This window comes from Bacillus sp. LR_5 (genome assembly GCF_042709275.1).
Genome location: NZ_JAVAXX010000175.1, coordinates 1 through 13858 on the forward strand (window position 1 = coordinate 1; position 13858 = coordinate 13858).

14 protein-coding genes, 1 pseudogene and 1 other annotated feature are annotated in these 13858 nt (G+C 42.0%); of the genes and pseudogenes, 13 read left to right on the forward strand and 2 right to left on the reverse strand.

What is annotated here, in order from left to right; translation table 11 throughout:
- The 4 genes and pseudogenes from RAC86_RS25635 to comZ form a co-directional block, all read left to right on the forward strand.
- Positions 1-367 (forward strand): annotated as a pseudogene (locus tag RAC86_RS25635) (hypothetical protein); the annotation flags it as partial.
- An 83-nt stretch (positions 368-450) separates the two neighbouring features.
- The gene (locus RAC86_RS25640; RefSeq protein WP_072566088.1) at positions 451-1008 is read left to right on the forward strand and encodes a hypothetical protein; all 558 of its coding nucleotides are present in this window, start codon (positions 451-453) and stop codon (positions 1006-1008) included.
- Positions 1009-1098: 90 nt separating this feature from the next.
- The gene (gene med / locus RAC86_RS25645; protein WP_072566089.1) at positions 1099-2052 is read left to right on the forward strand and encodes a transcriptional regulator Med; all 954 of its coding nucleotides are present in this window, start codon (positions 1099-1101) and stop codon (positions 2050-2052) included.
- 14 nt (positions 2053-2066) lie between these two features.
- Complete coding sequence (comZ, locus tag RAC86_RS25650; protein WP_003224559.1) at positions 2067-2258, forward strand: ComG operon transcriptional repressor ComZ; 192 nt, start codon at positions 2067-2069, stop codon at positions 2256-2258.
- 29 nt (positions 2259-2287) lie between these two features.
- On the opposite strand, the gene yjzB is transcribed toward comZ, so the two are convergent.
- Complete coding sequence (gene yjzB, locus RAC86_RS25655) at positions 2288-2515, reverse strand: spore coat protein YjzB (RefSeq protein ID WP_072183380.1); 228 nt, start codon at positions 2513-2515, stop codon at positions 2288-2290.
- Positions 2516-2680: 165 nt separating this feature from the next.
- On the opposite strand from yjzB, the gene fabH reads away from it, so the two are divergent.
- The 9 genes from fabH to RAC86_RS25700 all read left to right on the forward strand — a co-directional run bounded on the left by fabH (position 2681) and on the right by RAC86_RS25700 (position 12540).
- Positions 2681-3619 (forward strand): beta-ketoacyl-ACP synthase III, encoded by a 939-nt coding sequence (fabH, locus tag RAC86_RS25660; RefSeq protein WP_014113357.1) that lies wholly within the window; start codon positions 2681-2683, stop codon positions 3617-3619.
- 24 nt (positions 3620-3643) lie between these two features.
- On the forward strand, positions 3644-4885 hold the full coding sequence (gene fabF / locus RAC86_RS25665) for a beta-ketoacyl-ACP synthase II (RefSeq protein ID WP_014113358.1): 1242 nt from the start codon (positions 3644-3646) through the stop codon (positions 4883-4885).
- A 75-nt stretch (positions 4886-4960) separates the two neighbouring features.
- Positions 4961-5746 carry a DUF2268 domain-containing putative Zn-dependent protease gene (locus tag RAC86_RS25670; RefSeq protein ID WP_072566090.1) on the forward strand — a complete coding sequence of 262 codons (786 nt, stop codon included), beginning with the start codon at positions 4961-4963 and terminating at the stop codon, positions 5744-5746.
- 191 nt (positions 5747-5937) lie between these two features.
- Positions 5938-6924: an oligopeptide ABC transporter ATP-binding protein AppD gene (appD, locus tag RAC86_RS25675; RefSeq protein WP_072566091.1), complete on the forward strand. Its 987-nt coding sequence runs from the start codon at positions 5938-5940 to the stop codon at positions 6922-6924.
- Positions 6921-7910 (forward strand): oligopeptide ABC transporter ATP-binding protein AppF, encoded by a 990-nt coding sequence (appF, locus tag RAC86_RS25680; protein ID WP_061188359.1) that lies wholly within the window; start codon positions 6921-6923, stop codon positions 7908-7910. Before appD ends, appF begins: the two co-directional genes overlap by 4 nt.
- A gap of 88 nt (positions 7911-7998) precedes the next feature.
- A complete protein-coding gene (locus tag RAC86_RS25685) occupies positions 7999-9627 on the forward strand; it encodes a peptide-binding protein (RefSeq protein WP_014113362.1) in 1629 nt (542 codons plus the stop codon).
- Between the two features lie 74 nt (positions 9628-9701).
- A complete protein-coding gene (locus RAC86_RS25690; RefSeq protein ID WP_014113363.1) occupies positions 9702-10652 on the forward strand; it encodes an ABC transporter permease in 951 nt (316 codons plus the stop codon).
- A gap of 15 nt (positions 10653-10667) precedes the next feature.
- On the forward strand, positions 10668-11582 hold the full coding sequence (opp4C, locus tag RAC86_RS25695; RefSeq protein WP_072566092.1) for an oligopeptide ABC transporter permease: 915 nt from the start codon (positions 10668-10670) through the stop codon (positions 11580-11582).
- A gap of 205 nt (positions 11583-11787) precedes the next feature.
- Entirely contained in the window at positions 11788-12540 is a 753-nt protein-coding gene (locus RAC86_RS25700; RefSeq protein WP_014113365.1) for a YjbA family protein, read from the forward strand.
- 33 nt (positions 12541-12573) lie between these two features.
- On the opposite strand, the gene trpS is transcribed toward RAC86_RS25700, so the two are convergent.
- Positions 12574-13566 carry a tryptophan--tRNA ligase gene (gene trpS, locus RAC86_RS25705; RefSeq protein WP_003224581.1) on the reverse strand — a complete coding sequence of 331 codons (993 nt, stop codon included), beginning with the start codon at positions 13564-13566 and terminating at the stop codon, positions 12574-12576.
- A 58-nt stretch (positions 13567-13624) separates the two neighbouring features.
- Positions 13625-13838: a binding site (T-box leader), on the reverse strand.
- Positions 13839-13858 lie beyond the last annotated feature (20 nt).

The window sequence follows — 13858 nt, forward strand, 5'->3', positions numbered from 1 at the left end:
TATCCGCTCAGCCGCAATGTTGAATCCTTGTCTCGATCTTCAGGCACATTATGAATCAGAGAAAGAAAATAAATTTTTCTATAAGCAATTTTTAAAAGAAGTATCGGAAAGCTACGGAATTTCTGAAAAAGAAGCGGAAGTGCTTCGTTACAAAACCATTGAAAGCTACCCGAGCGGCGTGCCGGTTCATATATGGCAACGTATGACCGGAGCTCCCTATCCGTACAGCGTACATGCTGAAGTATTCAAGGGAAAACAGCAAAAGCAAGGTTCACCGGTCGACATGACATTTCACTTATTTGAGCATCCAAGCAGAATTTATGCTTCAATCTGCAAATTCTTTCACAGTCATGAAAAAGCGTTATAAAGAATACAATAACAACAGCCTTCTCTTTTGCGGAGGCTGTTTTTTGCTTTGGGAATAGAAAAACCGGAAGGGCGGCAGATGCAATGGAATCAACGCTGATTGTAGGTGCGGACGAATTTTTCGGCCTTTCATTATGCGAGCGAATGATGAATGAAGGCATACATGTTGACGTCATTCTGGCGGAAACAGAAGATGAAATGAGACAAATGTACTTAGAAGAAAGACTCATGTGGCTTGGGAGAAATGGACTCTTTCGCCAGCTTGAACACATTGGAGATCACAAATATGATACAATTTGTATCCAGTTCGGCGGCTTTTTGCCTTTAGACCAATTTGATTCTCCCTATATATTAATATATGAACAAGACCGAAAAGAATGGGAAAAGCGTGAAAAGAAGGGATCAGAAAAAACGGTGATCCTGCCGAAAATGTATGGGCCCTGGAAAGAAGAAATTGAGGTAGACGGCTATTACACAGACGATGTGGCTGACGAGCTGCTGAGATTCCTGCTTGGATCAAGCCGCGATAGCAAAGATCAGTTTTTTGATTTGCAAGTCACAGAAAAAACCTCAAAAGAAGAAGCAAAAGCAAAAATTTCCGAGTGGAAAAGACAATTTTCATCAATTTTCGACAAATATTAAGAAATACCTTCCATGTTTCGAGTTTTCTAGATACAATAAACGTATAAAAATGATACATGTTATAGCTTGTCAAAAGGAGTTGAACATGACTTGATCACAAGGCTTGTCATGATCTTTTCTGTCCTCCTTTTATTAAGCGGTTGTGGACAAACTCCGTTTAAAGGAAAAATTGAGAAGGTCGGCATGCTCTTTCCTGATACGATTAATGACCTCGTATGGGGCACAAAAGGGTATAAAGGATTACTGAATATACAATCAAAATATAATGTGGATGTCTACTATAAAGAAGGCGTTAAAACAGATGAAGATATTATAAATGCGATTGAGGATTTTCATAAGCGGGGCGTTAATCTCCTCTATGGCCATGGGAGTGAATATGCAGAGGTGTTTAACTTGGTCAGTGAAGATTATCCAGATATGGAATTCGTCATTTCTAATGCTAAAGCAAAAGCTGATAATGTGACGAGTGTCCATTTCAGCGGCGAAGCAATGGGTTTCTTTGGAGGAATGACAGCTGCCCGTATGTCGAAAACGAATCAGGTCGGCGTGATTGCTTCCTTTACGTGGCAGCCGGAGGTTGACGGTTTTATCAAAGGGGCCAAATATGAAAATCCGTATATAGAAGTAAACACAAAATATACGGATCATTGGGATGATGATACGACAGCAGTAAAGCTTTATCAGAAAATGAAGAACGAAGGCGCGGATGTTGTGTATCCCGCCGGAGATGGGTATAATGTTCCTGTCATTCAGCAAATCAAAAAAGACGGCCTTTATGCCATCGGATACGTCACAGATCAATCGGATCTGGGCGAGAATACCGTATTAACCAGCACGGTGCAAAATGTGGACAAGGCTTATGAAATCATCGCTGAGCAATTCAACAAAGGCACCCTTGAAGGCGGCGATCATTACTACGACCTGAAAACGGGAGTTGTTGAAATGGGAACATTCAGCCCGCTTGTCGATAAAGACTTTCAGCAAAGAATCGCCAAGCTGATCAAAACGTACAACAAAACAGGCGAACTGCCAAAAAACGAGTAATGGAGTGACGTCACATGCAGCACGAAAAATCACTTGAGTTCTTGCAAATTGCCATGAAATATCTGCCTGAAGCGAAAGAACAGCTTGAAAAATCAGGCATTGAGCTGTCGATGGAGGCCATACAGCCGTTTATGAATCTATTTACAACGGTAATGGCGGAAGCTTATGAGCTTGGCAAGTCTGACGCGAAATCTGAAACCGAATAAAAAGAAGCCACTTTTTCGAAAGTGGCTTTTCACTTGATTTTCTTTTTAATAGCGGAAACCATAGGTGCGAGCTCCTTGAGAGCGGGCTTGATTTGATCGAGAGAGTTCATAATCGAACCGATTTGGTTCATAATATACATGTAATCAATCGTCTCTTCTTCGTTTGTCCGGGAAACCTCCTCCTCCACTTCTTCCTTCTCTGGGTTTTGTTTTGCGTTATCGCCGAACATCATCTTTGAAAATATATCCACCTGTATACGCCTCCTTTTCCATATACCATACTGTATGAGTAAGATGAACTGATAGTTTAGACGAATATATTGCCATGTGAAAAAAAATAGGATAGAATTAGTACCTGATACTAATAATTGATCACAACCTGATTGATCTTCTAAATTTACTATATAAAGGAGTCTTCCCTTATGAAAGCTGGAATACTTGGAGTGGGACGTTATATCCCTGAGAAGGTTTTAACAAATCATGATCTTGAAAAAATGGTTGAAACTTCTGACGAGTGGATTCGTACAAGAACAGGAATAGAAGAAAGAAGAATCGCCGCAGACGACGTCTTTTCATCACATATGGCTGTTGCAGCTGCAAAACAAGCGCTTGAACAAGCTGAAGTGGCTGCTGAGGACCTGGATATGATCCTGGTTGCAACTGTTACACCTGATCAGTCATTTCCTACGGTCTCTTGTATGATTCAAGAACAGCTCGGCGCGAAGAAAGCGTGTGCTATGGATATCAGCGCGGCTTGTGCTGGCTTTATGTACGGGGTTGTCACCGGTAAACAATTTATTGAATCCGGAACGTACAAACATGTCCTTGTTGTCGGTGTAGAAAAGCTCTCAAGCATTACAGACTGGGAAGACCGCAACACAGCCGTTCTGTTTGGTGACGGAGCTGGCGCTGCGGTAGTCGGACCAGTCAGTGATGACAGAGGGATCCTTTCATTTGAACTTGGAGCAGACGGCACAGGCGGTCAGCACTTGTATCTCAATGAAAAACGACATACAATCATGAATGGACGAGAAGTTTTTAAATTTGCAGTCCGCCAAATGGGAGAATCATGTGTTAATGTCATCGAAAAAGCCGGACTTTCAAAAGAAGACGTCGACTTTTTGATTCCGCATCAGGCGAACATCCGCATCATGGAAGCTGCACGTGAGCGTTTGGAGCTTCCTGTCGAAAAGATGTCTAAAACCGTTCATAAATATGGAAATACTTCTGCCGCATCCATTCCGATTTCTCTCGTAGAAGAATTGGAAGCCGGTAAAATCAAAGATGGCGATGTGGTCGTCATGGTAGGATTCGGCGGAGGATTAACTTGGGGCGCCATTGCAATACGCTGGGGCCGATAAAAAAAGGTGAGAGGTGCACACAAGATGAGTAAAAAAAGAGTAGTTGTTACAGGGCTCGGAGCATTGTCTCCGCTTGGCAACGATGTCGATACAAGTTGGAATAACGCAATCAACGGTGTGTCCGGAATCGGTCCGATCACTCGTGTTGATGCTGAAGAATATCCGGCAAAAGTAGCCGCTGAATTGAAAGACTTCAATGTTGAAGATTATATGGATAAAAAAGAAGCTAGAAAAATGGACCGTTTTACACAATATGCGGTTGTGGCTGCAAAAATGGCGGTTGAAGACGCAGATCTTAAGATTACGGATGAGATCGCGCCAAGAGTCGGTGTTTGGGTAGGTTCCGGCATCGGAGGACTTGAAACACTAGAGTCTCAATTTGAAATCTTCTTAACAAAAGGACCGAGACGGGTTAGCCCGTTTTTCGTGCCAATGATGATTCCTGATATGGCGACAGGCCAGATTTCTATTGCATTAGGAGCAAAAGGGGTTAACTCTTGTACGGTTACAGCATGTGCTACAGGAACGAACTCTATCGGTGACGCGTTTAAAGTCATTCAGCGCGGCGATGCAGACGTTATGGTCACAGGCGGAACAGAAGCGCCGCTGACTAGAATGTCATTCGCGGGCTTCAGTGCCAACAAAGCGCTGTCTACTAATCCAGATCCGAAAACAGCGAGCCGCCCGTTCGATAAAAACCGTGATGGCTTTGTCATGGGTGAAGGTGCAGGGATTATCGTTCTTGAAGAGCTTGAGCATGCTCTGGCCCGCGGCGCAAAGATTTACGGAGAAATTGTCGGCTATGGCTCAACAGGAGACGCTTATCATATCACAGCGCCGGCACAAGACGGTGAAGGCGGAGCGAGAGCGATGCAAGAAGCCATTAAAGATGCGGGCATCGCGCCTGAAGAAATTGATTATATCAATGCTCACGGGACAAGCACGTATTACAACGACAAATACGAAACAATGGCGATTAAAACCGTATTCGGCGAGCATGCGCATAAACTTGCGGTAAGCTCTACAAAATCGATGACAGGCCACCTCTTAGGAGCAGCTGGCGGTATTGAAGCGATTTTCTCTGTGCTTGCCATTAAAGAAGGTATGATCCCGCCGACAATCAATATTCAAACACCTGATGAAGAATGCGATTTAGATTATGTGCCAGATGAAGCCCGCAGACAGGATCTCAATTATGTTCTCAGCAACTCATTGGGATTCGGCGGACACAATGCAACATTAATCTTTAAGAAATACCAATCATGATCACGCCAAACCGGCTGCCCCTAAAGGGTAGCCGGTTTTTTTTGTGCGCATAGAATAAAAAGGGGAGGCGATCACATGAGTGTGGAACAAACATATAGCTGGCTCGGGAAGGCTGCTTCAATAGATGATTTGGCCCATTACATTGTCCCGCTTTTTTCAGGTGTGGAGAAAAAGAACTGGAAAGGCATTCTGGGACACCTTCAGCATCATGGGATGTTTAAAAACATAAAAGAGGGCATTCAGACTGCTTCCAAGCTGAAAGAAAAAGGTTTTTACGAGCATATTCAAAAGGAAGAACAGTACCTCAAAAACAAATGGCATGGTCCTGATGTACCAATTGTCACGCTGCCGGTTGATGAACGAAACAAGAGAATTCGTTTAGAATTCGGATCAAAATCAGGACTCGCCTTTCAAGACAAAATGTTCCTCTTTCTCTCGTCAAATTTAGATTTTGCATCGGTATCTGCTCTGATAACACATGAATATCACCATGTTTGCCGGTTAGATCATCTGACGAAAGAGGAAAAGGATGTCACATTACTTGATACAATCATCATGGAAGGGCTGGCAGAATATGCTGTTTATGAGAGGTTCGGCCGAAGTCAAACGGCTGAATGGACGTCTTGGTATACGCCGGAGCAGCTGCAAGCTTTATATGACAAAAAGATTGCGCCCCACCAGGATATCAAACGGGACAATCGATTATTCTCACAGCTGTTATTCGGCAAAGGATATCAGCCCAAAATGCTTGGATACGCAGTCGGATTCAATATTGTAAAAAAATATTTAACGGCCAACAAAGCAAACACGGCAGACGGGCTGTCCATCCCTGCCGAAACCTTTTTGAATGCAACGCTTTAAAAGAATAAAATAATGGAATTTCGTTAATAATATTACATTTATCCTAAAAAATTCTTGATTTTGCAAAATGATTGTAATAATATACAACTATAAAATTTTTCGATAATTCAATATTATTTATTATTTCTGAATAAAGGGATTGCTTTCTCTTGAAAACGTTTGACAACAAGAGGGGGGAAAGGGGAGCTAGCATGAGCACACTTTTAGAAGTGAATAATTTAAAGACTTATTTTTTCAGGAAAAAGGAGCCGATCCCTGCGGTTGACGGAGTCGATTTTCACATCAGCAAAGGCGAAACCGTCGCGCTTGTAGGTGAATCGGGCTCGGGAAAAAGCATTACTTCTTTATCAATTATGGGCCTTGTCCAAAGCTCAGGCGGAAAAATCATGGACGGCTCTATTAAACTCGAAGACAAAGACCTCACCTCGTTCACTGAAAACGACTATTGCAAAATCCGCGGAAACGAAGTATCCATGATCTTTCAGGAACCAATGACCTCCCTGAATCCGGTGTTAACAATCGGAGAACAAATTACCGAAGTGCTGATTTACCATAAAAACATGAAGAAAAAAGAAGCTCGCCAAAAAGCTGTTGAACTCTTGCAGATGGTCGGTTTCTCCCGGGCCGAGCAAATTATGAAGGAGTACCCGCACCGGCTGTCCGGCGGAATGAGACAGAGGGTGATGATTGCCATCGCACTCAGCTGTAATCCTAAACTGCTCATTGCCGATGAACCGACGACAGCACTGGATGTGACAATACAAGCCCAAGTTTTGGAGCTCATGAAAGATCTCTGCCAGAAGTTCAACACGTCGATACTTCTCATCACACACGACTTAGGTGTCGTATCGGAAGCAGCCGACAGAGTGATTGTCATGTACTGCGGACAAGTCGTGGAAAACGCCACCGTTGACGACTTATTTTTAGAGCCGCTTCATCCTTATACAGAAGGCCTGCTTACGTCGATTCCCGTCATAGATGGAGAGATTGATAAATTAAATGCAATTAAAGGAAGCGTGCCGACACCAGATAATCTGCCGCCGGGGTGCCGATTTGCCCCAAGGTGTCCGAAAGCCATGGATAAATGCTGGACAAATCAGCCTTCGCTTTTGACGCACAAAAGCGGAAGAACGGTGAGATGCTTTTTATATGAGGAAGAGGGTGCCGAACAATCATGACAGCAGCTAATCAAGAAACAATCTTAGAGCTTCGTGACGTAAAAAAATACTTCCCGATCCGCTCAGGCCTTTTTCAAAGAAAAGTAGGTGATGTAAAAGCGGTGGACGGTGTTTCATTTTCGTTAAAAAAAGGAGAAACACTCGGAATCGTTGGAGAGTCCGGCTGCGGGAAATCGACTGCCGGCAGGACGATGATCAGGCTGTACAAACCGACAGAAGGCCAAATCCTTTTTAAAGGACAGGATATTTCCAACCTGTCAGAGGAGAAGCTGCGGAAAAGTGTCCGCAAAAATATTCAAATGGTGTTCCAAGATCCATTTGCCTCGTTGAATCCAAGAAAGACGCTGCGTTCCATCATAAAGGAGCCGTTTAATACGCACCACATGTATACGATGCATGAACGAAACGAGAAAGTCGAAGAACTGCTTGCGAGAGTAGGCCTTCACCCGTCGTTTGCCAGCCGTTATCCCCATGAATTTTCCGGCGGACAGCGTCAGCGGATCGGCATCGCCAGAGCGCTCACTTTGAATCCAGAACTGATCATCGCAGATGAACCAGTTTCCGCACTTGATGTATCAATTCAGGCCCAAGTTATTAATTTAATGGAAGAATTGCAGGAAGAATTTAATCTGACGTATCTATTTATCTCTCATGATCTGAGTGTCGTCCGCCATATCAGCGACAGAGTCGGAGTGATGTATCTTGGAAAAATGATGGAACTGACCGGCAAGCATGAGCTTTACGACAATCCGCTCCATCCGTATACCCAAGCTCTTTTATCGTCCGTTCCGGTTACAAGAAGAAAAGGATCTGTCAAACGTGAACGCATCGTCCTGAAGGGAGAACTGCCGAGTCCGGCCAATCCGCCAAAAGGCTGTGTTTTCCACACGAGATGTCCTGTTGCAAAGCCAATATGCAAGGAACAAATACCAGAATTCAAAGAAGCTGCTCCCAGCCATTTTGTGGCTTGTCACCTTTATAGCTAATTGTTGCCCGCACAGCTTTGAGAGGGGGTATGCACACTACATAAACAACAGCTGAGAGGAACGAACATTTCAAAAGGGGGAATATCTAATGAAAAGACGGAAAACCGCACTGATGATGCTAAGTGTATTGATGGTTCTGGCCATCTTTTTATCGGCCTGCTCGGGATCAAAATCGAGCAGCAGCAGCGAGAAAAAATCAAACGGAAAACCTCAGCAAGGCGGGGATTTGGTTGTTGGCTCAACTGGGGAGCCAACTTTGTTTAATCCACTCTATTCTACAGATGTCGCCAGTTCAGATATTGAAGGGATGATCTATAGTACATTATTAGAAACAGATGAAAAATTAAATGTGAAGCCTGCGTTAGCCGAGAAAGTGACAGAATCCAAGGATGGTCTGACTTATAATGTCAAGATTAGAAAAGGTGTAAAATTCCATGACGGGAAAGAGCTTACAGCGGATGATGTTGTTTTCACATACAGCATACCTTTAAATAAGGACTATAATGGTGAACGCGGCTCTGGTTTTGAATCACTAAAGACTGTTACAAAAAAAGGTGATTATGAAGTTGAATTTAAATTAAAGAAAAAGGATGCGTATTTTTACAATGTTGTTTTAGATAGTTACGGTATTCTGCCTAAACACATTTTAGGGAAAGTACCAGTTTCAGATTTAGGAGAAAATGAATTTAATAGAAAGAATCCGATTGGTTCGGGTCCATTCAAGTTTGCTGAATGGAAAAAAGGAGATTATGTAAAACTTGAAGCTAATGAAGATTATTACGGCGGAAGGCCATATTTAGATACAGTTACAGTAAAAACAATCCCGGATTCAAATGCAGCTGTTGCTCAGTTAAAGGCTGGAGATATTGATTTCTTTGTTGTTCCGGGTACTGATTTCGAGACAGTCAAGACATTTGATAATGTAAAAGTGAAATCAGATCTTGGTTTGAACTACAGTTATATTGGTTGGAATGAAAAAAATGAATTATTTAAAGACAAAAAAGTCCGCCAAGCTCTTACGCATGCACTTGATCGAAAAGCAATGGTTGATCAAGTGTTAAACGGTGATGGTGAAGTTGCAAACGTTCCTGAAAGTCCGCTATCTTGGAATTACCCGAAAAGTGATGTACCTACATTTGATTACAATCCTAAAAAAGCTAAGAAGCTATTGAAAGAAGCGGGATGGAAAGATACAGACGGAGACGGTTACCTTGATAAGGATGGAAAGAAGTTTTCGTTTACCATTAAGACTAATCAAGGCAACAAAATTCGGGAAGATTTAGCGGTTGTTGTTCAGCAGCAGCTAAAAGAAGTAGGAATTGAAGCAAAACCGCAAATTGTAGAATTTAGTGCTCTTATTGAACAAACAAGTGCACCGAAATGGGATTATGATGCTTTGCTGCTTGGTTGGAGCTTGGCTACATTTCCGGATCAATTTTCGATTTTCCACTCAAGTCAATCAGAGAACGGATTAAATAACATATGGTATAAGAATCCTAAAGTCGATAAACTTTTGGAAGAAGCTAAATCTATTACAGACAGAAAAGAATATCAGAAAAAATACGAAGAAATTTATAAATTGATTGCAGAGGATCAGCCTTATTCATTCTTATTTTATTACAATTATCATAGGGCAATCCCGGCAAACATGCATGGCTATGTATTCCATCCAAAAAATGACTTATATCAAATTGAAAAATGGTGGCTTGAACAATAATAATTAAATCCCTAGAGAGGTGAGGATCCAGTATCCTTTCCTCTTTATCCTATTTTAGAAAAGGGGACAAGAATATGGTTACATATATTGTTCGTCGAACATTAATGTCTCTGCCAATTCTTTTGGGCATTACAATATTATCATTTGCGATAATGAAAGCAGCGCCAGGTGACCCGATGTCACTAATGATGGATCCGACCATTAGTCAAGCTGACAGAGCAAAATTTATTGAAAAGTATGGACTTAATGACCCGGAACCTGTTCAATACTTAAAATGGCTTGGAAATATGCTTCAAGGCGACTTTGGGACATCTATTGTTAAAAAGGGTACACCAGTTTCTGATCTAATCCTTTCACGTTTACCGAATACTTTGGTGCTTATGGTTTTTTCAACTCTTGTTGCTCTTCTGATTTCAATTCCTTTCGGTGTTCTTTCCGCGAAACGCCCTTATTCTAAACTTGACTATGGTATAACTGTCACATCATTTTTAGGGCTGGCAATACCAAATTTTTGGTTCGGATTAATTCTTATTATGGTTCTTTCCGTAAATCTCGGCTGGTTTCCTACGGGGGGTGTCAGCACATTAAACGCTGACTTTAGCATTTTTGACAGGCTCCATCATTTAATTTTGCCAGCATTTGTTTTAGCAACTGCTGATATGGCCGGTATTACTCGTTATACACGTTCAAGTATGCTCGATGTATTGAAGCAAGATTATATAAGAACAGCTCGGGCAAAAGGGTTTAAAGAAAATAAAGTTATTTTCAAACATGGCTTGCGAAATGGCCTACTGCCTGTTATTACAATTTTCGGATTGATGATTCCATCATTTATTGGTGGTGCTGTCGTGGTTGAACAGATTTTTACTTGGCCGGGATTAGGGAAGTTATTTATTGATTCAGCATTCTCTCGAGATTATCCGGTTATTATGGCGATGACTGTTATTTCTGCTGTTTTGGTTGTACTGGGTAACTTGATTGCGGATATTTTGTATGCTTTAGTTGATCCACGTATTGAATATTAAAAGGGGGAGACACATATGGCACATCCAAACACTGTAGCTCCCTCTAATGAGGTAAAGCTAAAAGAAAATATAAGAAAAAAACCAGAAACAATGACTAGGATCTTTTTTGAGAAGTTCTTCAAAAATAAACTTGCTGTTGTTGGAGGTATCATTTTAACAGTTATTATTTTAATGGCGGTCTTTGCCCCTTTTATTGCGCCTTATTCGCCTGAGAGCCAATCTCTTCTAAATAAACTGAAGCCTCCAAGCCCTAAAAATCTAATGGGGACAGATAAGTTTGGGCGCGATATATTTACAAGGGTTTTATACGGGGCTCGTGTGTCTTTATTGGTCGGTTTTGTTTCAGTAATTGGTGCCATTACTATAGGAACCGTTGTTGGCGCCTTAGCGGGGTACTTTAAAGGGATAGTCGATGCTGTATTAATGAGGGCAGTCGATGTAGTCTTATCTATTCCGGATATTTTTCTTCTTATTACCTTGGTGACAATTTTTCAACCGGGGATGGATAAATTAATTTTAATCTTTTCTCTGACGGGTTGGACTACAACAGCTAGGCTTGTCAGAAGTGAGTTCCTATCTCTAAGGTCCAGAGAATTTGTATTGGCTGCTAAAACAATAGGAACCAAAAATTATAAAATTATTTTTTCGCATATTTTACCGAATTGCATCGGGCCAATTATTGTCTCCGCTACTTTAAAAGTAGGCAGTGTCATTTTAGCTGAATCAACCTTAAGCTACTTGGGCTTCGGTATCCAGCCTCCGATTGCAAGCTGGGGAAACATGCTTCAGGATGCTCAAAACTTTACATTAATGATTCAAGCATGGTGGTACCCGTTATTTCCCGGGCTATTCATTTTAATTACCGTTTTATGCTTCAACTTTGTCGGTGATGGTCTGCGGGATGCATTGGATCCAAAAAATATTAAATAAAAATGAAAATAATATCTGGTATAAAATATAACAAAATCATAAGAAAAGCAGATCTCTTTTTGTCAGAAAATATACAAAGAGATCTGCTTTTTGTGATTTTTACATAAACCCAGCGATTCCAGATTTCCTCAATCTCTTTGGAATAATTTCTCTGTCCCTTGCCTATACTGTGGACAACAGTTTTTATAAAAGTGAGGGGTTAGAGATGTTATTTCTTCATGATGTGTGGGTCAATTGGTTTGAAGGGGAAGAAAATGGCTACAATGTATGCCACTTTCACGAATGGCGCAAGGAAGATACGGTTGAGCTTTTGGATCAGGTGCCGCTGTTAAGGGTGCCGTCGGTACTGTTTCATTACATAGAAAACGATTTGTCTGAGCTTCCGAAAGGTTTGCTTGACGACGTACATCAGAAATCGTACATTCGGAAAAATCATGAGCGGACAAAGCTTGAGTATTGTTTTGTTGTAACAGACGGAATCGGCATTTTGGCTGTCGACACGATCGGCTACACGATCCCTGTCAGAAAAAGCCGTTTGATCCCAAGGCAGGAGCAGCTCGTTTATGAAATGGTAAAAGATGTAGAGCCTGAAACATATGAATTTGAGCCAAAGAAGCTGGAATCCTCTAAAGAATATCACATTTTATCATTAGCACCAGAGCACGTCAGAGGGCTGACAAGAAAAGAACGGCAAATCAAGCAGCTGATGTTTATGGCGCTGGACCAATTAAAAGGGCTGAAAAACCGCGCTGAAATCGGCTACTGGTACACAGAGTGGAACCCGCATATGTACGAACAAATCAAACGGATGAGCTTTGAAGAGATTTGGGACATGCTGTATAACGAAACAATTGAAGGCTGGTCGGACAAGCATCTGGCATTTTGCGAAAACCTGATAAAAGGACAGCCTTTTTTCGAAAAGCTATGGGAAATGGAAAATGAATCAAAGGTAAACTAAAAAAACCGCTCTTTGCAAAGAGCGGTTTTTTGATTAGCGTCTTTTTCGGCCAAGGCCCATGGCGTTCTCCATTTTTTTCAGCATTTTGTTCGCTGTCCGGTTTGCCCGTTCCGCGCCTTCATCGAGAATCCGGTCTAATTCATCAGATTCAATTAGTTCATGATAGCGGTCCTGGATCGGTTTTAATGCGTTAACCACGACTTCTGCCAAATCACCTTTAAACTCGCCGTAGCCTTTCCCTTCGTACTTTGCTTCAAGCTCTTCAATTGTCGTATTGCCGAGGATTGAATAAATCGTAAGAAGGTTGGAAACGCCTGGTTTGTTTTCCTTATCAAATTTTACAATGCCTTCAGAATCTGTCACAGCGCTTTTGATTTTCTTTTCAAGAAGCTTCGGTTCATCCAGTAATGTAATATAAGCTTTCTGGTTCGGATCGGATTTGCTCATTTTCTTCAGCGGATCATTCAGAGACATGATGCGTGCGCCGACTTTTGGAATTTTCACTTCCGGAACCGTAAAGATGTCGTTATATTTTTTGTTGAAGCGTTCTGCGAGATTTCGCGTCAGCTCAAGGTGCTGCTTTTGATCCTCGCCGACAGGCACAAGATCTGTTCCATACAGCAGAATATCAGCGGCCATCAGCGGCGGGTATGTTAACAGGCCGGAGACAACAGCTTCATTGCCTTTGGATTTGTCTTTAAATTGGGTCATCCGTTCAAGCTCGCCGATATACGCGACACACTGCATCATCCATCCGGCCTGTGCATGCGCGGGAACCTCTGACTGAATAAACAATGTTGCTTTTTCTGGATCAAGTCCGACAGCTAAGTAAAGCGCCGCCAGACTGCGGATATTCTTTCTTAGCTGAAGCCGGTCTTGAGGCACGGTTATCGCATGCTGATCCACGATGCAAAAATAGCTGTTATAATCATGCTGCAGTTCGACAAACTGCTTCATTGCACCGATATAGTTGCCGAGCGTAACGGAGCCGCTTGGCTGAATGCCTGAAAAAATCGTTTGTTTCATGAAAACATCAACCTCATTTCTTAAAACATAATAAAAAAGGCCCATTCTTCCCCTATAAAAAAGGGACGAATGAACCGTGGTACCACCCTGATTATTCCATTAAAATGGAATCACTCTGACGTTTGTAACGGAGACTGCTCCGGCTGAGCCTACTTTTTCGGTTTCGGTCAGCTGCTCCAAAGTCCATTCCACATTGCCCGTTATCTGCTCCCAGCACCGCAGACTCTCTTCAAACGGGTGAAATGTGTACTACTCTTTTTCATAGCACGCTTTTCTTTTGATTGCTTCATTA

Bases quoted from the DNA above. Each gene is read 5' to 3' on its own strand.
- RAC86_RS25640 (WP_072566088.1), top strand. From the start codon at position 451: ATGGAATCAACGCTGATTGTAGGTGCGGACGAATTTTTCGGCCTTTCA.
- comZ (WP_003224559.1), top strand. From the start codon at position 2,067: ATGCAGCACGAAAAATCACTTGAGTTCTTGCAAATTGCCATGAAATAT.
- fabH (WP_014113357.1), top strand. From the start codon at position 2,681: ATGAAAGCTGGAATACTTGGAGTGGGACGTTATATCCCTGAGAAGGTT.
- fabF (WP_014113358.1), top strand. From the start codon at position 3,644: ATGAGTAAAAAAAGAGTAGTTGTTACAGGGCTCGGAGCATTGTCTCCG.
- RAC86_RS25670 (WP_072566090.1), top strand. From the start codon at position 4,961: ATGAGTGTGGAACAAACATATAGCTGGCTCGGGAAGGCTGCTTCAATA.
- appD (WP_072566091.1), top strand. From the start codon at position 5,938: ATGAGCACACTTTTAGAAGTGAATAATTTAAAGACTTATTTTTTCAGG.
- appF (WP_061188359.1), top strand. From the start codon at position 6,921: ATGACAGCAGCTAATCAAGAAACAATCTTAGAGCTTCGTGACGTAAAA.
- RAC86_RS25685 (WP_014113362.1), top strand. From the start codon at position 7,999: ATGAAAAGACGGAAAACCGCACTGATGATGCTAAGTGTATTGATGGTT.
- RAC86_RS25690 (WP_014113363.1), top strand. From the start codon at position 9,702: ATGGTTACATATATTGTTCGTCGAACATTAATGTCTCTGCCAATTCTT.
- opp4C (WP_072566092.1), top strand. From the start codon at position 10,668: ATGGCACATCCAAACACTGTAGCTCCCTCTAATGAGGTAAAGCTAAAA.
- RAC86_RS25700 (WP_014113365.1), top strand. From the start codon at position 11,788: ATGTTATTTCTTCATGATGTGTGGGTCAATTGGTTTGAAGGGGAAGAA.
- trpS (WP_003224581.1), bottom strand. From the start codon at position 13,566: ATGAAACAAACGATTTTTTCAGGCATTCAGCCAAGCGGCTCCGTTACG.